The organism is Aquitalea pelogenes (assembly GCF_001515305.1).
In the GTDB taxonomy this organism is placed as follows: Bacteria; Pseudomonadota; Gammaproteobacteria; order Burkholderiales; family Chromobacteriaceae; genus Aquitalea; species Aquitalea pelogenes.
This window is the reverse complement of the sequence record NZ_LNQV01000030.1, coordinates 1-23,207: the sequence shown is the minus strand read 5'-3', so window position 1 is coordinate 23,207 and position 23,207 is coordinate 1. Positions and strand designations below refer to the sequence as shown.

Sequence of the window (23,207 nt, the reverse complement as noted above, 5' to 3'; positions counted from 1 at the left end):
AGGCACAACGCCTTGCCCACCTGGCAAGCGTTTTTGTTTGTCCCGCACCCTTGCCACACTTGCCGGCAACCATGCCATAAACATATTACTTCCTGCCAATCCGGCTGCCCGGCTGACCCTCCCCGCCATCTGCCATGCAAAAAAAGCATTGCTGATTGCTTCGCTTCAAGCTAAGGTCATACACCCATACAACCTCAACGGACCTCATGTCCGGACAAGGACGATCTTTATGTTTTCCTGGTTTGAAAAACGGGTGGAAGTCTACCCGGATACTCCTCCCGTACAGCCTCCCAAGGGCTTCTTTCCTTTTGTCTGGTCCGCCACCAGCGGCATGCGCCCCTACATCCTGTGCATGACCCTGCTGACAGCGGCCATTGGTGCCTTTGAAGCACTGCTGTTTTCCATGCTGGGCTCGGTGGTGGACTGGCTAAGCCATGTGGCGCCCTCCCGCCTGTGGACGCAGGAGCGCGAGCATTTGCTGCTGCTGGGCGGTATTTTGCTGGCCAGTCCGGTACTGATCGCGCTGCAGGCCATGTTCAAATACCAAAGCCTGTTCGGCAATTTCCCCATGCGGCTGCGCTGGCAGTTCCACCGCCATCTGCTGGGGCAAAGCATGAGCTTTTATCAGGACGAATTTGCCGGGCGGGTGGCCGCCAAGGTGATGCAGACTGCACTGGCGGTACGCGATACCGTGCTGATCATCACCGACATCCTGGTATTCGTGGTGATCTACTTCATCACCATGGTGGCCGTGGTGGGCAGTTTCGATCGCGTCCTGCTGCTGCCCTTTGTCGGCTGGCTGCTGCTGTATGTCGCCACCCTGGCCTTTTTTGTGCCACGGCTGGGCAAGGCGTCCACGCGCCAGGCTGATGCCCGTTCCTTGATGACCGGCCGGGTGACCGATGCCTACACCAATATCGCCACGGTGAAGCTGTTTTCGCAGGGCCAGCGTGAGGCCGCCTTCACCAAGAGCGCCATGCAGGAATTCATGCAGACGGCCTATGGCCAGATGCGGCTGGTCAGTGGCTTTGAAATCGTCAACCACATCCTGAGCATGGGGCTGATTGCCAGCACCGCCGGTGCCACCCTGTGGCTGTGGACCCAGGGCGAAGTCGGCATTGGCGCGGTGGCAGCCGCCACCGCCATGGCCTTGCGCCTGAATGGCGTATCGCACTGGATCATGTGGGAAATGTCCAGCCTGTTCGAGAACATCGGCACCGTGCATGACGGCATCAGCACCCTGTCGCGCCCGGTGGCCATTGTGGACCGCCCCGATGCCCGTGCCTTGCAGGTGACCCGCGGCGAAGTACGCTTCGAGCAGGTGCGGTTTTCCTATGGTGGCGAGCGCACCATCGTGGACGGGCTGAACCTGACCATCCGCCCGGGTGAAAAAATTGGTCTGGTCGGGCGCAGCGGCGCGGGCAAGTCCACCATCGTCAACCTGATGTTGCGTTTTTACGATGTCGAGCATGGCCGCATCCTGATTGACGGTCAGGATATTGCCGCCGTCACCCAGGACAGCCTGCGGGCGCAAATCGGCATGGTGACGCAAGACACCTCGCTGCTGCACCGCTCGGTACGCGACAACCTGCTGTATGGCCGGCCGGATGCCAGCGACGCAGAAATGATCCATGCCGCGCGCCAGGCGGAAGCGCATGACTTCATCCAGTCACTGACCGACCCCAAAGGAAGGCGCGGCTACGATGCCCATGTCGGTGAACGCGGCGTCAAGCTGTCCGGTGGCCAGCGCCAGCGGGTGGCCATTGCGCGGGTGATGCTGAAAGACGCGCCCATCCTGCTGCTGGACGAAGCCACCAGCGCGCTGGATTCGGAAGTGGAAGCCGCCATCCAGGGCAGCCTGTACCGGCTGATGGAAGGCAAGACGGTGATTGCCATTGCCCACCGCCTGTCCACCATTGCCGCCATGGACCGCCTGATCGTGCTGGATCAGGGCCGGGTGGTGGAAGAAGGCGATCACGCCAGCCTGCTGGCCAAAGGCGGGCTGTATGCCCGGCTGTGGGCGCACCAGAGTGGCGGATTCCTGGGTGAGGATGCCGACGAGGATGTCCGCCCCGGCGAGCTTGACCCAGCCTGATGCCGCCTTGTGGCAGCAAACAAAAACCCGCCAACTGGCGGGTTTTTCGTTTCTTGCCTGTGTGGTGATCAGGCATCAGCCTTTTTCAGGATCACGTACAACTCGTCCTTGAGCTTGAGCTTTTCCTTCTTCAGCACTTCCACATCGAACTGGCTGCCCTTTTCAATGCCGGCCTCGATGTTCTTGATGGTCTGGTCCAATTCATTGTGCTTGTTGAACAAGCGGCTGAAGTGGTCGTCTTCGGTTTTCAGTTTGCTGATCAGTTCACGGAATTCTGGAAACATCGGCTTCTCCTGGTGGGTGTCCTGGGTGGCGTCATGCCACCTGATTACGATTTCATGCTAGACCCGGTGCCAGCCGGCTTTCTTGATCCAGAGCAGATGCGCGGCAGACATCTGCATTGTGCCCGCCCATGCCGGCAACGCAAGTCGGCGCGGTGCGACTTCCTGCACCTATGTCCAGTCGACCACCTCTGTGCAAGCAGCCACGATGCTGCGATGCCCTTCACCAGCACCATTACCGTGTACCCATTCACAAGGAGATCTCATGCCTCACGACCAGGCAGACGGTGCCGATTTCCTGCATCAGTCCTTTCTTGAATTGCGTCCCATCGCGGTATACCTGCAAATGCTCGGCGTATTTGCCTGGCTGGCCTCACTGCTGTTCAGTCACCGCTACCGGCAGGTTGACAGCCTTAATTCCGTTCTGGTCTTGCTGATCATGCTGGCCGGCATCCTGTTCTCCTCGCTGGCCAGCCATCACCGCACCCTGCTGCTGGGCATGTTGCTGAACCTGGCGGGCCTGACCCTGGGGTTCCGCCTTAACATCATGACGGTGGCCGATCCTGCACCGTGGGCCATTTCCATCGCCGTGTGCATCACCCTCACCATGGCCCCGGTATTCCATCGCACACCAGCCTTCCTGCTGGCCAGCAGCGGGATCTGGCTGCTCATGCTGCAAAGCACGCAAGGAGATCAGCGACTGTGGGCACAGGACTCCTGGCTGGCCTTGCTGGTCTTCATCTGTACCACTTCCGGCCTGATGCTCAACATCCTGTTCCGCCGACTGCGGCTGCGCGACTTCACCTTGCGCCGCGAACTGGAAACCCTGGCCTTTCAGGATGCCCTGACCGGCATCGACAACCGGCGCAGTCTGCTGGAGAAGTTGCAAGCCTGGTACCCGGCCCAGATGGGACATTTCCTGATGGTGGATATTGATGACTTCAAAAGCGTCAATGACGATTTTGGTCACGATGTCGGCGACCAGGTATTGCAGGAAGTAGCCACCGTGCTGAGCCGGCATCCGGAGGTATCGCTATGCGGACGGCTGGGCGGGGAGGAGTTCGGCCTGTTCACCCGCCTGACCGACCATGGCCAGGTGCACGCATTGGCCTGCCAGCTCATCCAGCAGGTCAATCAATGCCGCATCCAGCAACGCCAGCTGTCCATCAGCGTTGGCATCGTCAGCATGGACGGACGCATCGGGCTGAGTGCCGCGCTGCGGGAAGCCGACCGGGCCTTGTATCAGGCCAAGCGCCATGGCAAGAACCGTCATGTCTTTGCCATGACCGCCGAATACACCGTACTTCAGCTGGCAACACAAGCCAGGATGGAGGCAAAGAAAAAGCCGCCCCAAGGCGGCTTGTCGGTGACGCGTTCGGACTCTCAGGCGTCGTAACCCAGATTGGGTGCCAGATCCCGCTCGGCCTGCTCCAGCGTCACCCCGCGGCGCTGGGCATAGCTGGTAACCTGGTCCTTCTCCACCTTGCCCACACCAAAATAGCGTGATTCCGGATGGCTGAAGTAGAAGCCGGACACCGCTGCCGTGGGCAGCATGGCATAGCCTTCGGTCAGGGTCATGCCGATGCCCGGTGCGTCCAGCAAGGCGAACAGTTCTTTCTTCACCGTGTGGTCCGGGCAGGCCGGATAGCCCGGTGCCGGGCGGATGCCGCGGTATTTCTCGTCAATCAAGGCTTCGTTGTCCAGTGCCTCGTCGGCGGCATAGCCCCAGAACTCGCGGCGCACGCGCTGGTGCATCAGCTCGGCAAAGGCTTCGGCCAGACGGTCGGCCAGCGCCTTGAGCAGAATGGCAGAGTAGTCGTCATTGGCCTCTTCAAAGCGCTTCACATGCGGCTCGATGCCGATGCCGGCGGTAACGGCAAAAGCGCCAATGTAGTCTTCCACGCCGCTGTCTGCCGGGGCAATGTAATCGGCCAGTGCCCAGTTGGGCTTGCCGTCCGCCTTGGGCAGCTGCTGACGCAGGCCTACCCAGGTCATCTGGCTGGCGCTGCCGTCCACGCTGCGGATGTCGATATCGTCATCATTCACCGTAGCGGCCGGGAACAGGCCGATCACCGCATTGGCGCTGAGCCAGTTTTCGCTGATGATTTGCGAGAGCATGGTTTGTGCATCGGCGTACAGGCTGCGGGCGGATTCGCCGACGATCTCGTCGTCCAGAATGCGCGGGAAGCGGCCAGCCAGCTCCCAGCTCTGGAAGAAGGGCGTCCAGTCGATGAAGGTGGCAATCTCGGCCAGCGGGTAGTTTTCGAAACGGCGCACACCCAGCCACTGCGGCTTGGGCGGGGTGTAACTGGCCCAGTCGGTAGCCTGCTTGTTGGCGCGCGCGGCCTCCAGGCTCACCACCTTGCGGCTGGCCTTGTTGGCATGGCCTTCGCGGGCACGCTGGTACTCGGCCGCCACTTCGGCCACAAAACCATCGCGCAGGGTGTCGGACAGCAGGTTGGAACACACACCTACCGCACGGCTGGCATCCGGCACATAAATCACCGGCTGCTGGTAGTGCGGCGCAATCTTCACTGCGGTATGGACCTTGGAAGTGGTGGCACCACCAATCAGCAGCGGGATATCAAAACCCTGACGTTGCATTTCCTTGGCCACATGGCTCATTTCTTCCAGGCTGGGGGTAATCAGGCCGGACAGGCCGATGATGTCGGCCTTGTGTTCGCGCGCGGCGTCCAGAATGGTCTGGCACGGCACCATCACGCCCAGGTCGATCACCTTGTAGTTGTTACAGCGCAGCACCACACCGACGATGTTCTTGCCGATGTCGTGCACATCGCCCTTCACCGTGGCCATGATGATGACGCCCTTGGCCGGGGCATCAGCCAGACCGAGGGCAATCTTCTCTTCCTCGATGAAGGGTTCCAGGTGCGCCACGGCGGCCTTCATCACGCGGGCGGATTTCACTACCTGCGGCAGGAACATCTTGCCAGCGCCAAACAGGTCGCCCACCACGTTCATGCCGTCCATCAGCGGGCCTTCGATCACGTGGATCGGGCGTGCGCTCTTGAGACGGACTTCTTCGGTGTCTTCCACGATATAGGTGGTGATGCCCTTGACCAGCGCGTGTTCCAGCCGCTTTTCCACCGGCCACTCGCGCCAGGACAGGTCCTCGCCCTTTTTCTCGCCCGCCGCTTCACCCTTGAAACGTTCGGCCAGCGCAATCAGGTGCTCGGTGGCATCGCCGCCATCCTTGGGTGTACGCATCAGCACCACGTCCTCGATGCGCTCGCGCAGCTCCGGGTCTACCTCGTCATACACTTCCAGCGCCCCGGCATTGACGATGCCCATGGTCATGCCGCGCTGGATGGCGTGGTAGAGGAACACGGCGTGAATCGCCTCGCGCACCTTGTTGTTGCCACGGAAGGAGAAGGACACATTGGACACGCCGCCGGATACCTTGGCGTGCGGCAGATTCTGGTGAATCCAGCCGGTGGCTTCGATGAAGTCCAGGCCATAGCGGGCGTGTTCTTCGATACCGGTGGCCACGGCAAAGATATTAGGGTCGAAGATGATGTCTTCCGGCGGATAACCCACCTCGTCCACCAGGATGCGGTAGCTCTTTTCGCAGATTTCCACCTTGCGGGCGTAGGTGTCGGCCTGGCCTTTTTCGTCGAAGGCCATCACGATCACCGCCGCGCCGTAACGGCGCAGCAGGCGGGCTTGTTCCTTGAACTTGTCCACCCCTTCCTTCATGGAAATGGAGTTGACGATGCCCTTGCCCTGGATGCACTTGAGGCCGGCTTCGATCACGTCCCACTTGGAGGAGTCGATCATGATGGGCACGCGGGCGATGTCCGGCTCGGCGGCGATCAGCTTGAGGAAGCGATCCATGGCCGCCAGCGCATCCAGCATGCCCTCGTCCATGTTGATGTCGATGATCTGCGCGCCGTTTTCCACCTGCTGGCGTGCCACATCCAGCGCAGTGGCGTAGTCGCCGTTCAGGATCAGCTTGGCAAAGGCGCGGCTGCCGGTGACATTGGTACGCTCGCCCACGTTGACGAACAGGTCGTTGTCGCCAATGTTGAACGGCTCCAGCCCGGACAGGCGGCACTTGGCCTCGATCTCGGGCAAGGCACGCGGGGCAATGCCATCCACCGCAGCAGCAATGGCGGCAATGTGCTCCGGCGTGGTGCCGCAACAGCCGCCGACGATGTTGATCAGGCCGGATTCGGCCCATTCGCGCACGAACTCGCCCATGGCTGCCGGTTCCAGGTCGTAACCGCCAAAGGCATTGGGCAGGCCGGCATTGGCATGCACCGAGACATAGGTGGCGGACACGCGCGACAGTTCTTCCACATAGGGACGCAGCAGGTCCGGCCCCAGCGCACAGTTGAGGCCGAAGGACATGGCATCGGCGTGTGACAGGCTGTTGTAGAAGGCTTCGGTGGTCTGGCCGGTCAGGGTGCGGCCGGACTGGTCGGTAATGGTGCCGGACACCATGATGGGCAGACGGGCGATGTCCGGGTGATCGTCAAAATACTGGTGGATGGCAAACACTGCCGCCTTGGCGTTCAGTGTGTCGAAAATGGTCTCCACCAGCAGGAAGTCCGCCCCGCCCGCCACCAGGCCGTCAATGGCCTCGGTATAGCTCTGCACCAGTTCGTCAAAGCTGACATTGCGATAACCCGGGTCGTTCACATCCGGGCTGATGCTGGCGGTACGGTTGGTCGGCCCCAGCACGCCGGCACAGAAACGCGGCTTTGCCGGGTTCTTTGCGGTTTGCGCAACACACAGCTCCTTCACCAAGCGGGCCGCCGCGTGGTTGATTTCCCACACCAGGCTTTCCATCCGGTAGTCGGCCATGGCAATCGACGTGGCATTGAAAGTGTTGGTTTCAATGATGTCGGCCCCGGCATCCAGATACGCCTGATGAATGCCGCCAATCACATCCGGCCGGGTCAGCACCAGCAGGTCGTTGTTGCCTTTTACGTCACAGGACCAGTCGGCAAACCGCTCGCCACGGTAATCCGCTTCTTGCAGCGCATGGCGCTGGATCATGGTGCCCATGCCGCCATCCAGGATCAGGATGCGCTGGGACAGCTGGGAAAATACCGGATGCGTGGGTTTTTTGGTCATGGCAAACAGGCTGTATGGTGAAGAACGATAGGTGGCACACTCATGGTGCGGCCGAACAGTTTACCATTGCACTTGGAACTGTCAGACAACTAACTAAGAAGAAGAGAGTACAAGCTTATGGTTGCTTTGAATAAGACTTGGCCGTTACTGCTTGCGGGAGCAGTACTCAGCCTGCCAATCCATGCAGGGGGCATACTGAAGATTGGCGTTTCCGATTCCGATGCACCACCCATCGTGGTGCTGACCCCGGATAACCAGAACCTGGCCAGCGGACTGATCAAGGAACTGGGCGATGCGCTGGCCGGCGAGCTGGGCATGAAAGCACAGTATGTGGTGATTGCCCGCAAGCGGGTGGAAAGCACCATCGAAACCGGCAAGGTGAATATCGTGTGCAATGCCAACCCGGAATGGTTCGGCAATGCCACGCGGCTGGGCTGGACGCGCGAATTCTATCCGCAGATCGAACGGGTGCTGTCGCTCAAGGGCGTACCGGATATCCATCAGGCCGACGAAATGGTGGGCAAGCGCATTGGCACCATCCGCGGTTACAGCTACCCGACGCTGGAGCACCTGTGGGCGGTTGGGCGCACCACGCGGGTGGACGAACCGCGGCTGGACCTGCTGGTGAAATCCTTGCAGAAGAAGCTGACCGACCTGGCCATTTCATCGGAACTGGAAATTGCCTGGTGGGCCAAAACCAATCCGGATGAAGCCCGTCAGTTCAAGCAACATCCGCTTACCGTCACCTACATGCCCACCATGTGCGCCGTTGCGCCGCAATCGCACATCAGCACCGACCGCCTGAATCAGGGCATTGACGCCATGCGTCGCAGCGGCAAGCTCAAATCGATTCTCAAGTCCTACTCCTGGCAGGCCGAATAGCCTTACGCTTCCGGCAAGCTTGCGGTGCATCAAGTTTGTTTCACGTGAAACAGACAATGCTTGCCAAGCCAGACAAAAACGGCAACCCTCTGGGCTTGCCTTCAGGCTGCGGACAAAGTTATCCGGTGCGATGGTACTGGACCCGGCAAAGCCGGGCCTTTCGGTTAACTTATGGATTCCGCAGCCTTTCCATCTATTCCCAATCCCCCGCCCTTGCCTTGCAAGGGCGCCTCGCTTTCATTTCAGAAAGCGAGAGGGGGTTTGACGGCAACCCTCTGGGCTTGCCGTTTTTTGATGATGATTTCAGCTCATGGATATCGTTTACCTGCACGGATTCAATTCCGGCCCACAATCGCTCAAGGCCGAGGAAACCCGGCATTTCCTGCAGCAACACGCACCGCAGGTGCAACTGCACTGCCCGCGCCTGTCTTCCCATCCGGCCCAGGCCATTGCCGAGGCGGAAGAGCTCTTGCTGTCCCTGCCGGCAAATACCGCCTTGATCGGCAGTTCGCTGGGGGGCTTCTATGCCACGGTACTGGCTGAAAAACACAGCAGGAAAGCCGCGCTGATCAACCCGGCCATCACCCCGCATCTGGATTTGCAGCGCTATCTGGGCGTGCAAACCAACCCTTATACCGGGGAACAATACGTGCTGGACGCAGCCGACATGCATGCCCTGCGCGACATGCGTCCGCAAGGGATTGCCAAGGGTCGTTACTGGTTGTGGCTGGGTAGTGCCGATGCCGTACTGCCGTGGCAGCAGGCTTCACGCTGTTATAGCGGTCAACGGCAGACCGTGTTCAACGGTGATGATCACCGGCTGGCACGCTGGCCGGAGTGCCTTCCGGCTACGCTGGCGTGGATGCAGCAGGCGGACTGAGCCGCCCCAGCCCGCGCTGCATGGCGGCGGACAGGCGCTCCAGGCTGACCGGTTTGGACAGGAAGTCATCCATGCCGGCCTGCTGGCAGCGCTCGCGGTCTTCATCAAAGGCGTTCGCTGTCAGCGCAATGATGTGTGGTTGCTGCGCCAGCGCGGCCTGACGGATGGCACGGGTGGCATCCAGGCCATCCATTTCCGGCATTTGCATGTCCATCAATACCAGCTCTATCCCGCCCTGACAGACTTGCTCCAGTGCCTGACGTCCATTGGCCGCCAGTTGCACATCGCGGTAACCCAGCTTGTCCAGCAGCTTGAGGATCAACTTCTGGTTGACCGTATTGTCCTCGGCCACCAGCACCGATACCGGCTGGCTTGATACCGCCACCGGCGCGGCCACCGTCTGCTGTTCCGCGGCCTCTTGCGCCGGGGCCGCCACCTTGGTGGCCACCCAGTAGACACTGAAACAACTCCCCTCGCCCGGCGTGCTGCTGACATCGATGCGTCCGCCCATGGCTTCGGCCAGGCGGCGGCAAATGGCCAGTCCCAGGCCGGTACCGCCATAGCGGCGGGTGGTGGTGGAATCGGCCTGCTCAAAGGCGGTGAATACCTTGTTCATCTGCTCCGGCGTCATGCCGATGCCGGTATCGCGTACATCCAGCTGCAAGCGCAGCATGTCGAAGGTATCTTCCAGCGGCGCCATCGACACCGTCACCGTAATGCCACCCTGATGGGTGAACTTGATGGCATTGCTCAAGAGATTGCTGGTGATCTGCCGCAGACGGGTGGCGTCCCCCAGCAGCCAGGCGTGGCCGGTCGGGCGCTGCCAGGTGACGGTCAGCCCGGCCTCCATGGCCTTGGGTTCAAACAGGTTGACCACGCTATCCAGCAAGCTGAACAGATTGAACGGCCGCTGCTCCAGCGTGAGTTTGCCGGCATCAATCTTGGACAGGTCCAGAATGTCGTTGATCAGGGCCAGCAGGGAACTGCCGCATTCTTTCAGCGTAGCCACCTGATCGCCCTGCTCGGCTGTCAGCTGGCTATGGGATAACAACTCGGCCATGCCCAGCACGCCATTGAGCGGGGTACGGATTTCATGGCTCATCACCGCCAGGAATTCGGACTTGGCCTTGGCCGCCATTTCGGCCTTGAGCAAGGCCTCGGATAGCTGGGCCATCCGCCATTCGACAATTTTTTCCAGCTGCGCCGCCACGGTGGACAGCTCGAAATTGGCGTCATACAAGGCTCGGCTACGCTGCTCCAGCAGGCTTTCGGCTTCCTTGCGGGCAGTCTTCTCGCGCAAATACCGCTTTTGATAGCGCTGCAATTGCTCTTGCAACTGGGACAGCTCGCTCTGGCTCATAGCAACTCCACGGTAAAGCGCACTTCACTGCCTTCTGCATTCAATGGCTCCGTGGTGATGCGGCCCTGTTCGGAAAAGTGGTCCAGTGCACCCTGGATCAGCCCGGTGGCCAGTGGTGCCAGACAACGTGGCGAGCGGTACAGCAGTATCATCCGCTTGTCGTCACGCTCCACAACCTGGATATCCGGTAACTGGGCGTCGGGATACAGCTTTTGCACTTCCACGTGGATATGTTTTTCTATCCCCTCGAATACCATGAAAGAACTGCTACAGGACTGAATGCTGTACGGATAGAGAACGGCAAAACGTCCGAACAGGTAATGGCCGAAGTGAAAGATCAGCTCTGATGCACTCATGCCACTGCGGCGCGACAGCGCGGTGATCATCGCCACCAGCTCGGCAAACGGGTAGTTGCCCACTGCGGTATATGCACCGCCGGACTTGATCTGCGCATCGTCGATGATGTCATCCACCATGTCGGCAGAAAAACGTGCTTCCACCATTTCCATGAATTCGGTAAATACCACGCCTTTCATGTCCTGCCCTTTCCTGTTTCCCGCCCGTCGCCCCTTGCCCCTGTATCGCACAGCACAATGTCAGGGATTGATTCAATGTAGAAACAAATACAGCCAAATACCAAGCAGTAACCCTTAAAAAACAGACTGTTCAGCACAAGACGCTTGCCGGTACAAAGCAGGCAGGCGCAGACTCGGCACTTCCTCAATCGGCCAGACAAGGGAGGCAAGATGAGCCAGGCAATCCGTTTCCATCAACATGGAGGCCCGGAAGTACTGCAACTGGAGGACGTGACGACAGGCCAGCCCGGGCCGGGTGAAGTCCTGCTGCGCCACAGTGCCATCGGCATTAACTTCATCGATACCTACCAGCGTGGCGGCTTGTATCCGGTCTCGCTGCCCAGCGGCCTGGGCAGTGAAGCCGCGGGCACCGTGCTGGCGGTGGGAGAAGGCGTCAGTCATGTGGCAGTGGGTGACCGGGTGGCCTATGCCGGCGGCCCGCTGGGTGCCTACAGCAGCGAACGGCTGATTCCGGCCGCCGTACTGGTGAAACTGCCGGACCATATCAGTGACGAGGTGGCTGCCTGCGTCATGCTGCAGGGCATGACCGTGGAGTACCTGATCCGCCGTACCTTTGCGGTGCAGCCCGGCATGACCGTGCTGTGGCATGCCGCCGCCGGAGGCGTAGGCCAGATTGCCGTGCAATGGCTGCATGCGCTGGGGGTAAACGTGATTGGTACCGTCGGTTCCGCCGCCAAGGGGGAACTGGCGCGACAGCTGGGTTGCCAGCATGTCATCAATTACAACCAGGAAGATGTGGTGGCGCGCGTGCGCGAGATTACCGGCGGGCAAGGCGTACCGGTGGTTTACGATTCGGTGGGAAAAAGTACTTTCGAAATGTCGCTCAACAGCCTGGCGCCGCGCGGCACTTTTGTCAGCTTCGGCAATGCCTCCGGTGCCGTACCGGCCTTCGAGCCGCTGCTGTTGTCACAAAAGGGTTCGCTGTTCTTCACCCGCCCCAAACTGGGTGACTATGTGGCCAGCCGGAGCGAACTGGAAGCCTCTGCCCAGGCGCTGTTTGCCCGCATTGGCGACGGCAGCATCAAGGTAACGCCGTCGGCCCGCTATGCACTGGCCGATGCGGGACAGGCACACCGCGACCTGGAAAGCCGCCGCACCACCGGATCGCTGATCCTGCTGCCCTGAAACCATGCCACGGGGGCCAAGGCAAGTGGCAGGCAACATGCACAAGACCCGGCCCTGCCGGGTCTTTTCGGATAAATCACACCAAGGTTAACGGCGTGGTGCCGGACGACTGGCTGCGGCCGGTGCCGGAATCAGTGCCTTGCGTACACATTCACGGCCCTGCTGGCCAGCGGTCTCGGCACATTGCCACTCGGCAGCGGCACGTTGCTCGCAACGCGCCTTGTTGCTGGCATGACTGCAATCGGCTGCCGGCATGCGTTCGCGCACGCACAGCCGCCGTGCTGCGCCTTCCGTGCCGTCACAAGCCTGTTGAGCCGCCTGCAAGGCCTCGCACTGCCGTGCATCGCGACTACGCTTGCAACTGAGCGCAGGCGTGTATTGTTCGATACAGGCGCGTGCCGCACCGTCAGTCATATCGTTACAGCTGAGCCAGGCTTGGCGATAACTGGCACAGCGCTGTGGTGCCATGGCCTTGTCACAGTCGGGAACCCCCGCCTGGACCAGCGCCGTCGGCAAAAGCAGCAGCCCGATCAAGCAGGACAAGCTGCGCATACGAATCCGTTTTCCCCAAGCTGTGTTCAAAGCCGTGTCCTTGCCACTGGCAATCCCCGGCGCACCATGCAACCGGGTCAATCGTTCTGGTATTGCTCCTGCGCCTTTTGCCGCTTGTCACGCCAGAAATTGCGCTGAGCCGGCGGGGGCGGAGGCGGACGGGAGAAACCATCCGGGCCATACCGCTCCATGCCGTTTCCCGCAGGCGGGGGCAATGGCGGGCCGGGATGCTTGCGCTGCAAACGGCGTGCATCTTCCGGCGACAAGTCACCGGCCTGCACGGCCTCCTTCAGGCGCAGATTACGCAAGCGACGCTCTTCGCCAGCCGGTGGCCGGCCCTGATGCGGAAACTCGGTTGCGCCGTCCTGCATGCCATCCGGGCCCTGTGCAGCTACCGGCAAGGCAAATGCCGTCACCGAAGCAAACAGCAGGACATAAATGGCATGGTACTTCATGGCTGTATTTTAACCTGACATCAAGCCTCCTGCCACGACGATGCTTGGGAATCGGGGCAGAAGGCGGGTGGGATACACGGCAAATGCCGCGGGATTCATTTCTCGTCTGCTGGACGGCGCATGCTGTACGGCGGGCTGACTGCCGGCTCGCCCACGGTGGTGGGAGATGGCGTTGCCAGGCTGACCTGGGCATGGGCTTGCTGACGGGCCTCGCGGATATCCGCACCATTGCCACCGCGTTCATCGGCACGCGCCAGTGCAGGCGCCAGTAGCGCAGACAGGATGACTGTCATGCAAATCAGGGATTTGTTGCTCATGATGTACTCCGGCATGCAGGACACAATGGCAGTGTAGGAGCCCGTTTTTGCCCAACCGTGTGCCGTATGTTACCAAATGTTAACTAATGTGAATGGCCATCAGGGTTTAACAGAAATTCATGAAGCCCCATCGCCGCCAGCGCCGAGGCACGTTAAGCTTTGCCATCAGCATGACGGCTGTCACACTCCGCCGCGCCATCAAGGAAAATATCATGGAACACAACAAGATTCTGATCGTCGACGACGACGCCAAGCTGCGCGAACTGCTTACCCGCTATCTGGGCCAGCAAGGCTATGTGGTGGACACCCTGCCGGACGCGCGCGAACTGGACCGCAAACTGGCACGCAATCGCCCCGACCTGATGGTACTGGACGTGATGATGCCGGGTGATGACGGTCTGGCCGTGGTGCGCCGCCTGCGTGCCCAGGGCGAAACCGTGCCGGTAATCATGCTGACCGCGCGTGGTGAAGACGTGGACCGCATCCTGGGACTGGAAATGGGCGCGGACGACTACCTGCCCAAACCGTTCAACCCGCGCGAACTGACCGCCCGCATCCAGTCGGTATTGCGCCGCCATCATGCCACGCCGGCGCTGGCCGCCCGACATGAATCCGACGAAATCATCGAGTTTGGCGACTTCCAGCTCAATCTGGGCCGCCGCGAGCTGCAAAAAAACCAGCAGGTGCTGCCGCTGACCACGGCGGAATTTGCCGTGCTCACCGTACTGGCCACCCATCCGCGCCGCCCGCTCACCCGCGAACAGCTGATGGAAATGGCGCTGGGCAAGGGCAATGGCGAATCACTGGACCGCAGCATCGACGTGCATATTTCCCGCCTGCGCAAGGCGCTGGAAGCTGGCGACAGCCCGCTGCGCTTCATCCAGACAGTGTGGGGTTATGGCTATGTCTTTGTGCCTGACGGCAGCGAGCGGGAGTAAGCCGTGCTGCGACGCCTTGCCGGTTCCCTGCTGTTTCGCCTGATCGTGCTGGTGGTGGTGGTGGTGGTCACCACCCAGGTGGTGACGGTCTATATTGCCGCAGGGGAGCGCCACAAGCTGATGGACAAGCAGCTGTATGCCCAGGTGGTGGACACCCTGGCCTTTCTGGAGGGTTCGATGGAAAACATGAGCCCGGCCCAGCGCACTGCTTTTCTGGCCAGCTACAACCGCCCCGGCCTGCCACGCCTGCTGCCGCAGGATTCTGCCCCCCGCCAACAGTTTGACAAGGAACTGCCCCGCGTGGCCGACAGCCTGGTCAGCCGGCTGAGCAAGGGCCTGGGAGACACCGTGCACGGCTACATGGTACACCGCGAAGACCGCAACGAGCTGTGGGTGAACGTGCATGTGCTGGACACCCCGTACTGGCTGGTGATTCCGTTTGGCCGCTATAGCGACCGCCCCATTTATTCGCTGATCCAGGCTGCGTTGCTGGCCACCGTGCTGGCCATCCTGCTGGCATCCGTGGTGGCTTGGCGCATCACCCGCCCCATCAGCAAGGTGGTGGATGCCTCGCGTGAACTGGCAGGTGGCAAACTTCCGTCGCCATTGGCCGAAGATGGCCCGCGCGAGCTGATTGCCCTGGCGCGCGGTTTCAACCACATGGCCAGCGCGCTGGACAATGCTGCGCGGGAACGCCGGCTGATGCTGGCCGGCCTGTCGCACGACCTGCGCACCCCGCTGACCCGGCTGAAACTGATGCTGGAGCTGCAGGACAGCAGCCCGGACACCCCGGACATGCTGGCGGATATCGACGAGCTGTCACGCATTGTGCGTCAGTTCATCGACTTTGCCCGCGCCGAGGAATCGGCCCGGCTGGAGCCGGTTGCCCTGGCAGAGCTGGCCGACAGCGTGGTGGCACGCTTTGGCCGCAGCGGGCTGGATGTCCACCTGGATCGTCTGGCCGAACCCGAACTCTATGCCGATGCGCTGGCGCTGGAACGCCTGCTGTCCAATCTGCTGGAAAATGCCCGGCGTTACGGCAAACCGCCAATCCGGGTGGAAGTGGCCAGCCAGGACAATATGGCCATGCTCAGTGTGATCGACCATGGTGCGGGGATTCCGGCAGCGCTGCGCGAATCGGCCCTGGCACCGTTCGAGCGGCTGGCCGAACACCGCGGCACCGATGGCGGCAGCGGCCTTGGGCTGGCCATCGTCTCGCGCGTGGTAAAGCAGCACCACGGACAACTGCGCTTTGTGGATGAAGCGGACGGTGGCTTCCGGGTATGCATCCTGTTGCCACTCACCACTGCAGCCGCTACCGCCTGAAACCGGCGGCAAACGACTGGCGACTCAGGACCGGGGTCGCCAGCCCAGCAGCAACACCCCGCCCAGAATCAGTACCCCACCAAGCAGCATCGGCCAGCTGACCGCCTCTTGCAGAAACAAGGCCCCCCACAGCACACCGAATACCGGCACCAGATAGGTCACCGTGCTGGCGCGTGTCGCGCCCAGCCGGTCAATCAGACGGTAATAGATGAGATAAGCCAGCGAGGTACAGCCCACGGCCAGGGCCAGCACCGCGCCCCACACCATGGGTGAGGGGGCCTGTGCCGGCAGCGAGAACAAAGCCAGTGGTGCCACCAGCACGGCACCGCTGAACAGGCTGCCAGTGGCGGTAACCAGCGGCGGCAGGCCGGGCAACCAGCGCCGCGCCATATGACCGGACCAACCATAACAGGCGGTGGCCCCCAGCATGGCCAGTACCGGCAGCAGCGACTGCACGTCGAATGCCGCGCCACGCCCCAGCATCAACACCAGCACCCCGGCCAAACCCAGCAGCAAGCCCGCGGCGCGCGCAAAACGCATGCGCTCCCCTGCCAGCGGAATGGCCCACAAGGCAGTCATCAACGGCGTGGTGGCATTCAGTACCGACGCCACGCCCGCCGGCAGGCTATGGCTGGCCCAGGCAATCAGGCAGAACGGCAGGGCCGACAGAAACACCCCCACCACGGCAATGCGCAGCCAGTGCTGCCGCCACAGGGGCAGGCCACCTCGCAGCAGCAAGACCGGTAACAACACCAGGGACGCCAGCGCCAGGCGCAAGGCGATCAATGGCACGGCTCCCAGTTCGGGCACGGCCACCCGCATGAACAGAAACGAGCCGCCCCACAGGGCCGCCAGCACCACCAGTCCCACCATGTCGCGATTCATCGTCGCGCCTCCCTTGTTGTGATGGCTGTCAGCATAAAGGGGCAGCCCCGCCCGCGCATCCGCTTTATTGCGGTCTAATTCCACTGCGCTGCCAGACTAGTTCCTGCGGAGAATGGCCAGTTGTCATGCCGGCAGCCACACTGTGTGCGCCCACCTTGTCGAGTGCCTGACCATGGATATCCACGATTTCAACACCCTGCTGGCTGCCGCCTGCCAGCAGCCTGTCCCGCAACAGCTGCTGCTGGTATTTGCCAAGGCAGTACTGCATGACGACCACCAGCCGCAGGAGGCCGAACGCTTTGCCCGCGGCCAGGGCGGCATCCTGCTGCCCATCATGTGCCTGGACCGCGCCGCCGGAGAGCTGGTGGACTTTGCCAGCCTGCAAGCCGAATCCGCCCGCATGGGCGAGCCGTGGCAAATCGTGTTTGTCGCCTGTCTGGACGGCAGCGCCGGTGGCCCGCCCGCAGCAGCCGATATCGAAGCGGCGCTCAAGCGCATGATCCAGACCATCCAGACCGGTGGCGATGTGTCGCGTTATCTGGCGTTCGATCGCGACGGCGACATCGTGCGCTTTCATTAACACCGTCACTGCGCTGCCATCAGCCATGGTACTGCCCCGGCCTGGGCGCTAAGCTGAACCCGATCAGGCAGGACAAGTCTCAAGCCTTGTCCTGTTCCACATCGCATTCAGCCCTCGCCTGCCGGAGCCCGCATGAACCTGTCCCTGCTCAGCCGCTATGCTTTTTTCGCCGCCTGCATCCTGCTCAGCCTGATCGGCCTGGTATTGCACCAGATCGAATGGCTGTGGCCCTTCACCCTTACCGCCATCGCGCTCAGCCTGCTGGGGGTGCTGGACCTCACACAAACCCGCCATGCGGTACGGCGCAACTACCCGGTGCTGGGCAATATCCGCTATCTGGTGGAAGCCATCCGCCCGGAAATCCGCCAGTACCTGCTGGAAGCCGATGGCGAGCAGCTGCCCTTCTCGCGTGACCAGCGCTCGCTGGTTTACGCCCGCGCCAAGAACACCCAGGCTGACAAGCCCTTCGGCACCCTGCTGGATGTCTATGGCAGCGGCTTCGAATTCATCAGCCACTCCATCCGCCCGGCCCCGCGCAGCGACCCGGCCGGTTTCAGGGTGCAGATTGGCGGGCCGCAATGCGCGCAGCCCTACTCGGCCTCGGTATTCAATATTTCGGCCATGAGCTTTGGTGCGCTCAGCGCCAATGCCATCCGCGCCCTCAATCAGGGCGCCAGCCAGGGCGGTTTCTACCACGATACCGGCGAGGGCAGCATCAGTCCCTATCACCTGGAACACGGCGGCGACCTGGTATGGGAGCTGGGCAGCGGCTACTTTGGCTGCCGCGACGAACAAGGCCGTTTCGACCCGGAGCGCTTTGCCCGACAGGCGCAAAACCCGCAGGTGAAGATGATTGAAATCAAGCTCAGCCAGGGAGCCAAGCCCGGCCACGGCGGCATTCTGCCCAAGCACAAGGTGACGCCGGAAATTGCCGCCACCCGTGGCGTGCCGCTGGGGCAGGACTGCGTGTCGCCCTCCAGCCACAGCGCATTTTCCACCCCGCTGGAGATGATGGCCTTCATTGCCCGGCTGCGCGAACTGTCCGGCGGCAAACCAGTGGGCTTCAAGTTTTGCCTGGGCCATCCATGGGAATTCATGGCCATTGCCAAGGCCATGCTGGAAAGCGGCATCCTGCCGGATTTCATCGTGGTGGACGGCAAGGAAGGCGGCACCGGCGCGGCTCCGCTGGAGTTTACCGACCACATTGGCGTGCCGCTGCGCGAGGGCCTGCTGTTCGTGCACAACACCCTGGTGGGGCTGAATCTGCGCGACAAGATCAAGCTGGGTGCCAGCGGCAAGATCATCAGCGCCTTCGACATTGCCAGCGTGCTGGCCATCGGGGCGGACTGGGCCAATTCCGCCCGTGGCTTCATGTTTGCCGTGGGCTGCATCCAGAGTCAGAGCTGCCACACCAACCGCTGCCCCACCGGCGTGGCCACGCAGGACCCGCTGCGCCAGCGCGCTCTGGTAGTACCGGACAAGGCCGAGCGGGTGTATCACTTCCACCGCAACACCCTGCATGCGCTGTCCGAGATGCTGGCCGCCGCCGGCCTCACCCATCCGGAACAACTGGAAGCCCACCATCTGGTACGCAGGGTAAGCGATACCGAAATCCGCCTGTTCTCGCAGCTGCATGTGTTTTTGCAGCCGGGCGAACTGCTGGGCAGTGACATCAAGGCCGAGTTCTATGGCCGCATGTGGCGTATGGCGCAGGCGGGCAGCTTTGCGCCGGCCCGGGCCTGAAACAGCAGTCAGGGAGGCCGGCCGGCCTCCCCGCCATCCTTAGCCTGCCACGCTTTCAAAGCCGGACAACACGTTCACCGCATTCACGCCGATGTCCTCCACTGCATAGCCGCCCTCCATCACGAACAGCGTGGGCAGGCCCAGTCCGCCAATGGCCTCGCCCATGCGCAGGTAGTCGGCATTTTTCAGCTTGAATCGGGAGATCGGGTCCTGCTCGAAGGTATCCACCCCCAGCGACACCACCAGTGCGTCCGGTGCGTAGGCGGCAATCTTGCTGCAGGCATCCGCCAGGGCCGGGCCGTAGTGCGACCAGTCGGTGCCATGGGCCAGCGGGTAGTTGTGATTGAAGCCCAGCCCGGCGCCCTCGCCCGGCTCATCGGCATACCCGAGGAAGAAGGGGTATTCCACCGTCGGGTCGCCATGCAGGGACAGGAACTGCACATCGCTGCGCTGATAGAAAATGCTCTGCGTGCCGTTACCGTGGTGGTAATCCACATCCAGAATCGCCACCCGTTTGGCACCACGGTCCAGCATGGCCTGGGCGGCGATGGCGGCGTTGTTGAGATAGCAATAGCCGCCCATGTAATCCGCCGCAGCATGGTGGCCGGGCGGACGGCACAGCGCAAAAGTGCTGTGCCCGGTGGCCAGCATGGCATCCAGCCCGGTCAGCGCCACATTGGCCGAGGAACGGATGGCCTGCCAGGTGCCGGCGGTGATGGGCACCCCGGCATCGAAGGAGTAATAGCCCATCAGGCCGTCGATGTCCTGCGGAATGCGGTCGGTACGCAGGCCGCGCACCGGCCATACCAGCGGTAGCGCGTCGTGGTTGCGGCCTTCGGCCTGCCACAGGCTCCAGGCCTGCTCCAGAAAACGCACATAGCCCGCGTCATGCACGCGCAACAGCGGCTCCAGCCCGTGTTCGGTGGGAGCAATGATGTCGCCCAGCCCGGTTTGCCGTACCCGCTGCAACACCATGTCGGCGCGGCTGGGCATCTCGAAGCAGGGCTTGAGGGTGCCGTCGATCAGCTCGGCATTGCCGTGGTGCAGGTGGTGGTCGTCACTGTAAATTGTCAGCATGCAGGTCTCCTTGCCGCGGGTGGGGAACCGGCGGCATTGTGTTGTGTTTGCAAGGGAAAGCCGGCCTCAGCCGGCAAGTGTCATTTCTTCAGCTTGGTCCACACCCGGTCGCGCAGGGCATTGGCCTTGGCCGAACAGTTCTTGTTGGGCACAAACAGTGCGCGCATGGCGGCCGTCGGGTTGATAGCCGGGTCGGCCTTGAGGTCGGCGACAAAATAGGCAGAGCTGCCCTTGATGGCGTTGTTGTAGCCGGTGAAGTTGGAGGCCTCGGCGATATTCTTCGGCTCCATCATCCAGTTGATGAACTTGAGCGCGTTATCGCGGTTCTTGGCACCCTTGGGGATGACCAGATTGTCGTTCCAGAAGGGGATGCCTTCTTTCGGATAGACAAACACGGCGGACTTCAGCTTCTGGCGGGTGCGGTAGGCGGCACCGTTCCATTGCTGGTGCATGATGACTTCCTGCGCCTGCATGCGCTCGATGGTGCCGTCGGAGTTATACATGGCCAGCATGGGCTTTTGGGCTTCCAGCAGGTCCTGGATACGCTTGGCCTGCTTCGGGTCCTCGGTACACTGGTCCACTTTCAGGTAGATGGCGGCGGCCTTGTACAGCTCGGCCACGTCATTGAGCGCCACCACCTTGCCCTTGAGCGCGGCCGGCGGGGTGAAGAAGCTCTTCCAGCTATTGTCCAGCTTGCCGCCCGGCACACGGCTGGCGTCATAGGTAAAGCCGGTTACCCCCCACATGTATGGCGCGGAGTATTCACGTTGCGGGTCGAAATCCGGCTTGTTGAGCGGAGCCTGCACCAGCTTGAAATTGGGCATCTTGCTGACGTCGATTTTCTCCAGCAGGCCTTCGTCGCGCATGATCTTCACCATGTAGTCGGACGGCACCACCACGTCATAGCCCTTGGCCCCGGCCTTCAGCTTGGCCAGCAGGGATTCGTTGGAATCAAACACATCCAGGTTCACCTTGATGCCGGTTTCCTTCTCGAAGCGCTTGAGCAAATCCTGCGGGATGTAGTCGGACCAGTTGTACAGGTTCAATTCGCCCCCGGCCATGGCCGAGGCGGATACCAGCAGGCCAGCCGCCAGGGCCAGCGAATGCAGTTTGCAGACTTTCATGGCATTTCTCCTTCGTATGTTGTGCAACAAGCGAAACATGAGGGGCGGAACAGCCGCCGACCCGGTTCAGGACTTGCGCTGGCCCATCCAGTAGGACAGCGCGACAAAGGCAATGGACACCAGCAGCATCAGCGCCGACACCGCATTCACTTCCGGGGTGATGCCCATGCGGATCAGGCCGAAGATGTACACCGGCAGCGTGGTGGCACCGGCTCCGGCCACAAAAAAGGTGATGACGAAATCGTCCAGCGACACGATGAAGGCCAGCATGGCGCCGGACAGCACCCCGGGCAGGATCAAGGGCAGGGTCACCCGGCGGAAGGTGGCAAACGGCCCGGCGTACAGGTCCGCCGCGGCTTCCGCCAGCCGTGGGTCCAGCCCTTCCAGCCGGGCGCGGATGGGCAGGTAGGCAAAGGGAATGCAGAACACCGTATGGGCAATCAGCACCGTCATCAGCCCCAGGTCCAGCCCCAGCGCGAGGAAAAACAGCAAGGACGCCACGGCAGTGACAATTTCCGGCACCAAGAGCGGCAGGCCCAGCATGGCATTGATGAAGGCCTGGCCGCGAAAGCGCTTGCCGGCCATGGCCAGCGCCGCCATGGTGGCAAAGCTGGTGGCCAGCACCGTGGCACCGCAGGCGATGATCAGCGAGTTTTTGGTGGCCCGCAGGATGTTGTCGTTGTCCATCACCTTCAGATACCAGTCGAAGGAAAAACCGGTCCACAAGGTGGCAATGCGGTTGGCGTTGAAGGACAGCACCACCAGCACCACGATGGGCAGGTAGAGGTAGACAAAGGCCAGCATGGCGGTGGGGGTGACGCCACGGAAGCGCCACAAGTTATTGCTTGCCTGCATGTCATTCTCCCGGAGGGCGCTGGAAGCGCCTGGTGTAAACCCACATCGCCAGCAGCACCAGCGCCAGCAACATGAAGGACAAGGCAGCACCGAACGGCCAGTTACGCGCAGTGCCAAACTGGTTCTGGATCAGGTTGCCTATCATCAGGCTCTTGCCGCCGCCCAATAGCTCGGGGATGTAATAGGAACCGATGGCCGGAATGAACACCAGCAGGCAGCCCGCCACGATGCCGGGCATGGCCAGTGGCAGAATCACCCGCCGTAGCGCCTGCCAGCGGTTGGCACCCAGGTCGAAGGCCGCTTCCACCAACCGCCAGTCCATTTTTTCCAGACTGGTGTAAATGGGCAGCACCATGAAGGGCAGGAAGGAATAGACAAAGCCGATGGCCACCGCGGTGGGGGTGTACAGCACATCCAGTGCGCCCTGGCTCAGGCCCAGCGCCGACAGGCTGCTGTCGATCAGCCCGCCGTTGCGCAGCAGCAGCATCCAGGCGTAGGTGCGTACCAGCAGGTTGGTCCAGAACGGGATGGAAATCAGCAGGATCAACCGCTGGCGGGTTTTTTCCTCTTTCAGTGCGATGTAGAGCGCAGTGGGAAAGCCGATCAGCAACGTCACCACCGTGGCAAAACCGGCCAGCAAGAACGAACGGCCGAAGATTTGCAGGTAATCGCTGTTGAGCGTGAGGCTGTCGTCCAGATCGCGCTCGTACAGGAATTGCACATAGGCATCCACACTCCATTCATGCCAGCGCACGCCGCCGTAGGTGTCGGGGGCCAACACCGACATCCAGGCCATCAGCAGCATGGGCAGCAGCATGAACAGCAACAGGGTGAGCGTGGTGGGTGCCAGCAGCAGGCGACGGCGCCAGCGCCGATGCGGATCAAGCGACATGGTCGGCCTCCTGCAAACGGTGGAAGGCACCCGGCTGCGCCGACAATTGCAGCAGCATGAACAGCAACAGGGTGAGCGTGGTGGGTGCCAGCAGCAGGCGACGGCGCCAGCGCCGATGCGGATCAAGCGACATGGTCGGCCTCCTGC

21 protein-coding genes are annotated in these 23,207 nt (G+C 61.8%); 9 read left to right on the top strand and 12 right to left on the bottom strand.

Annotated features, from left to right (window positions below):
• The first annotated feature begins 229 nt into the window (after positions 1 to 229).
• Complete coding sequence (locus tag AWT75_RS13455) at positions 230 to 2,095, top strand: ABC transporter ATP-binding protein (protein ID WP_062789568.1); 1,866 nt, start codon at positions 230 to 232, stop codon at positions 2,093 to 2,095.
• 68 nt (positions 2,096 to 2,163) lie between these two features.
• On the opposite strand, the gene AWT75_RS13450 is transcribed toward AWT75_RS13455, so the two are convergent.
• Positions 2,164 to 2,379 (bottom strand): HP1242/YdcH family protein, encoded by a 216-nt coding sequence (locus AWT75_RS13450; protein WP_045846319.1) that lies wholly within the window; start codon positions 2,377 to 2,379, stop codon positions 2,164 to 2,166.
• Between the two features lie 262 nt (positions 2,380 to 2,641).
• Between AWT75_RS13450 and AWT75_RS13445 the strand changes: the two genes are divergently transcribed.
• Positions 2,642 to 3,772, top strand: a complete 1,131-nt coding sequence (locus AWT75_RS13445) for a GGDEF domain-containing protein (RefSeq protein WP_062789567.1) — start codon at positions 2,642 to 2,644, stop codon at positions 3,770 to 3,772.
• Here AWT75_RS13445 and metH read toward each other — a convergent pair.
• Entirely contained in the window at positions 3,760 to 7,473 is a 3,714-nt protein-coding gene (gene metH, locus AWT75_RS13440) for a methionine synthase (protein WP_062789566.1), read from the bottom strand. The genes AWT75_RS13445 and metH overlap by 13 nt on opposite strands.
• A gap of 117 nt (positions 7,474 to 7,590) precedes the next feature.
• On the opposite strand from metH, the gene AWT75_RS13435 reads away from it, so the two are divergent.
• Positions 7,591 to 8,355, top strand: coding sequence for a substrate-binding periplasmic protein (locus AWT75_RS13435; protein WP_045846317.1), 765 nt, complete (start codon positions 7,591 to 7,593; stop codon positions 8,353 to 8,355).
• A gap of 310 nt (positions 8,356 to 8,665) precedes the next feature.
• Positions 8,666 to 9,235 (top strand): YqiA/YcfP family alpha/beta fold hydrolase, encoded by a 570-nt coding sequence (locus tag AWT75_RS13430; protein WP_062789564.1) that lies wholly within the window; start codon positions 8,666 to 8,668, stop codon positions 9,233 to 9,235.
• Here AWT75_RS13430 and AWT75_RS13425 read toward each other — a convergent pair.
• On the bottom strand, positions 9,204 to 10,595 hold the full coding sequence (locus tag AWT75_RS13425; protein ID WP_062789562.1) for an ATP-binding protein: 1,392 nt from the start codon (positions 10,593 to 10,595) through the stop codon (positions 9,204 to 9,206). The genes AWT75_RS13430 and AWT75_RS13425 overlap by 32 nt on opposite strands.
• Positions 10,592 to 11,131, bottom strand: a complete 540-nt coding sequence (locus AWT75_RS13420) for a heme NO-binding domain-containing protein (protein ID WP_062789560.1) — start codon at positions 11,129 to 11,131, stop codon at positions 10,592 to 10,594. Before AWT75_RS13420 ends, AWT75_RS13425 begins: the two co-directional genes overlap by 4 nt.
• A 210-nt stretch (positions 11,132 to 11,341) precedes the next feature.
• Here AWT75_RS13420 and AWT75_RS13415 point away from each other — a divergent pair, with 210 nt between their 5' ends.
• Positions 11,342 to 12,316 carry a quinone oxidoreductase family protein gene (locus AWT75_RS13415; protein ID WP_062789558.1) on the top strand — a complete coding sequence of 325 codons (975 nt, stop codon included), beginning with the start codon at positions 11,342 to 11,344 and terminating at the stop codon, positions 12,314 to 12,316.
• A gap of 87 nt (positions 12,317 to 12,403) precedes the next feature.
• Here the strand turns inward: AWT75_RS13415 and AWT75_RS13410 are convergent, their stop codons facing one another.
• The 3 genes from AWT75_RS13410 to AWT75_RS13400 form a co-directional block, all read right to left on the bottom strand.
• The gene (locus tag AWT75_RS13410) at positions 12,404 to 12,730 is read right to left on the bottom strand and encodes a hypothetical protein (protein ID WP_153013333.1); all 327 of its coding nucleotides are present in this window, start codon (positions 12,728 to 12,730) and stop codon (positions 12,404 to 12,406) included.
• Positions 12,731 to 12,945: 215 nt separating this feature from the next.
• Positions 12,946 to 13,323 carry a hypothetical protein gene (locus AWT75_RS13405; protein ID WP_052693948.1) on the bottom strand — a complete coding sequence of 126 codons (378 nt, stop codon included), beginning with the start codon at positions 13,321 to 13,323 and terminating at the stop codon, positions 12,946 to 12,948.
• A 95-nt stretch (positions 13,324 to 13,418) separates the two neighbouring features.
• Entirely contained in the window at positions 13,419 to 13,640 is a 222-nt protein-coding gene (locus AWT75_RS13400) for a hypothetical protein (protein ID WP_153013332.1), read from the bottom strand.
• Positions 13,641 to 13,852: 212 nt separating this feature from the next.
• Here AWT75_RS13400 and ompR point away from each other — a divergent pair, with 212 nt between their 5' ends.
• Positions 13,853 to 14,578 carry an osmolarity response regulator transcription factor OmpR gene (ompR, locus tag AWT75_RS13395; protein ID WP_045846341.1) on the top strand — a complete coding sequence of 242 codons (726 nt, stop codon included), beginning with the start codon at positions 13,853 to 13,855 and terminating at the stop codon, positions 14,576 to 14,578.
• A gap of 3 nt (positions 14,579 to 14,581) precedes the next feature.
• The gene (locus AWT75_RS13390) at positions 14,582 to 15,904 is read left to right on the top strand and encodes an ATP-binding protein (RefSeq protein ID WP_239689585.1); all 1,323 of its coding nucleotides are present in this window, start codon (positions 14,582 to 14,584) and stop codon (positions 15,902 to 15,904) included.
• A gap of 24 nt (positions 15,905 to 15,928) precedes the next feature.
• Here the strand turns inward: AWT75_RS13390 and AWT75_RS13385 are convergent, their stop codons facing one another.
• A complete protein-coding gene (locus AWT75_RS13385) occupies positions 15,929 to 16,789 on the bottom strand; it encodes a DMT family transporter (protein ID WP_045846312.1) in 861 nt (286 codons plus the stop codon).
• A 172-nt stretch (positions 16,790 to 16,961) separates the two neighbouring features.
• Here AWT75_RS13385 and AWT75_RS13380 point away from each other — a divergent pair, with 172 nt between their 5' ends.
• Positions 16,962 to 17,369, top strand: coding sequence for a hypothetical protein (locus AWT75_RS13380; RefSeq protein WP_062789605.1), 408 nt, complete (start codon positions 16,962 to 16,964; stop codon positions 17,367 to 17,369).
• 132 nt (positions 17,370 to 17,501) lie between these two features.
• A complete protein-coding gene (locus AWT75_RS13375) occupies positions 17,502 to 19,112 on the top strand; it encodes an FMN-binding glutamate synthase family protein (protein ID WP_062789554.1) in 1,611 nt (536 codons plus the stop codon).
• 39 nt (positions 19,113 to 19,151) lie between these two features.
• Here the strand turns inward: AWT75_RS13375 and AWT75_RS13370 are convergent, their stop codons facing one another.
• From AWT75_RS13370 to AWT75_RS13355, 4 genes are all read right to left on the bottom strand, one after another.
• Positions 19,152 to 20,189 (bottom strand): histone deacetylase family protein, encoded by a 1,038-nt coding sequence (locus AWT75_RS13370; protein WP_062789552.1) that lies wholly within the window; start codon positions 20,187 to 20,189, stop codon positions 19,152 to 19,154.
• 80 nt (positions 20,190 to 20,269) lie between these two features.
• Positions 20,270 to 21,313: an extracellular solute-binding protein gene (locus tag AWT75_RS13365; RefSeq protein WP_045846309.1), complete on the bottom strand. Its 1,044-nt coding sequence runs from the start codon at positions 21,311 to 21,313 to the stop codon at positions 20,270 to 20,272.
• A 66-nt stretch (positions 21,314 to 21,379) separates the two neighbouring features.
• On the bottom strand, positions 21,380 to 22,168 hold the full coding sequence (locus AWT75_RS13360) for an ABC transporter permease (protein ID WP_062789551.1): 789 nt from the start codon (positions 22,166 to 22,168) through the stop codon (positions 21,380 to 21,382).
• A gap of 1 nt (position 22,169) precedes the next feature.
• Positions 22,170 to 23,060, bottom strand: a complete 891-nt coding sequence (locus tag AWT75_RS13355) for an ABC transporter permease (RefSeq protein WP_062789550.1) — start codon at positions 23,058 to 23,060, stop codon at positions 22,170 to 22,172.
• Positions 23,061 to 23,207 lie beyond the last annotated feature (147 nt).

What these genes read in the sequence shown, in the direction of transcription:
- AWT75_RS13400 (WP_153013332.1), bottom strand. Translation starts at nt 13,640, where the DNA reads ATGAGCAACAAATCCCTGATTTGCATGACAGTCATCCTGTCTGCGCTA.
- AWT75_RS13420 (WP_062789560.1), bottom strand. Translation starts at nt 11,131, where the DNA reads ATGAAAGGCGTGGTATTTACCGAATTCATGGAAATGGTGGAAGCACGT.
- AWT75_RS13450 (WP_045846319.1), bottom strand. Translation starts at nt 2,379, where the DNA reads ATGTTTCCAGAATTCCGTGAACTGATCAGCAAACTGAAAACCGAAGAC.
- AWT75_RS13355 (WP_062789550.1), bottom strand. Translation starts at nt 23,060, where the DNA reads ATGTCGCTTGATCCGCATCGGCGCTGGCGCCGTCGCCTGCTGCTGGCA.
- AWT75_RS13405 (WP_052693948.1), bottom strand. Translation starts at nt 13,323, where the DNA reads ATGAAGTACCATGCCATTTATGTCCTGCTGTTTGCTTCGGTGACGGCA.
- AWT75_RS13385 (WP_045846312.1), bottom strand. Translation starts at nt 16,789, where the DNA reads ATGAATCGCGACATGGTGGGACTGGTGGTGCTGGCGGCCCTGTGGGGC.
- AWT75_RS13415 (WP_062789558.1), top strand. Translation starts at nt 11,342, where the DNA reads ATGAGCCAGGCAATCCGTTTCCATCAACATGGAGGCCCGGAAGTACTG.
- AWT75_RS13360 (WP_062789551.1), bottom strand. Translation starts at nt 22,168, where the DNA reads ATGCAGGCAAGCAATAACTTGTGGCGCTTCCGTGGCGTCACCCCCACC.
- AWT75_RS13430 (WP_062789564.1), top strand. Translation starts at nt 8,666, where the DNA reads ATGGATATCGTTTACCTGCACGGATTCAATTCCGGCCCACAATCGCTC.
- AWT75_RS13455 (WP_062789568.1), top strand. Translation starts at nt 230, where the DNA reads ATGTTTTCCTGGTTTGAAAAACGGGTGGAAGTCTACCCGGATACTCCT.
- AWT75_RS13375 (WP_062789554.1), top strand. Translation starts at nt 17,502, where the DNA reads ATGAACCTGTCCCTGCTCAGCCGCTATGCTTTTTTCGCCGCCTGCATC.
- AWT75_RS13435 (WP_045846317.1), top strand. Translation starts at nt 7,591, where the DNA reads ATGGTTGCTTTGAATAAGACTTGGCCGTTACTGCTTGCGGGAGCAGTA.
- AWT75_RS13370 (WP_062789552.1), bottom strand. Translation starts at nt 20,189, where the DNA reads ATGCTGACAATTTACAGTGACGACCACCACCTGCACCACGGCAATGCC.
- AWT75_RS13425 (WP_062789562.1), bottom strand. Translation starts at nt 10,595, where the DNA reads ATGAGCCAGAGCGAGCTGTCCCAGTTGCAAGAGCAATTGCAGCGCTAT.
- AWT75_RS13445 (WP_062789567.1), top strand. Translation starts at nt 2,642, where the DNA reads ATGCCTCACGACCAGGCAGACGGTGCCGATTTCCTGCATCAGTCCTTT.
- AWT75_RS13410 (WP_153013333.1), bottom strand. Translation starts at nt 12,730, where the DNA reads ATGACTGACGGTGCGGCACGCGCCTGTATCGAACAATACACGCCTGCG.
- AWT75_RS13380 (WP_062789605.1), top strand. Translation starts at nt 16,962, where the DNA reads ATGGATATCCACGATTTCAACACCCTGCTGGCTGCCGCCTGCCAGCAG.
- metH (WP_062789566.1), bottom strand. Translation starts at nt 7,473, where the DNA reads ATGACCAAAAAACCCACGCATCCGGTATTTTCCCAGCTGTCCCAGCGC.
- AWT75_RS13365 (WP_045846309.1), bottom strand. Translation starts at nt 21,313, where the DNA reads ATGAAAGTCTGCAAACTGCATTCGCTGGCCCTGGCGGCTGGCCTGCTG.
- ompR (WP_045846341.1), top strand. Translation starts at nt 13,853, where the DNA reads ATGGAACACAACAAGATTCTGATCGTCGACGACGACGCCAAGCTGCGC.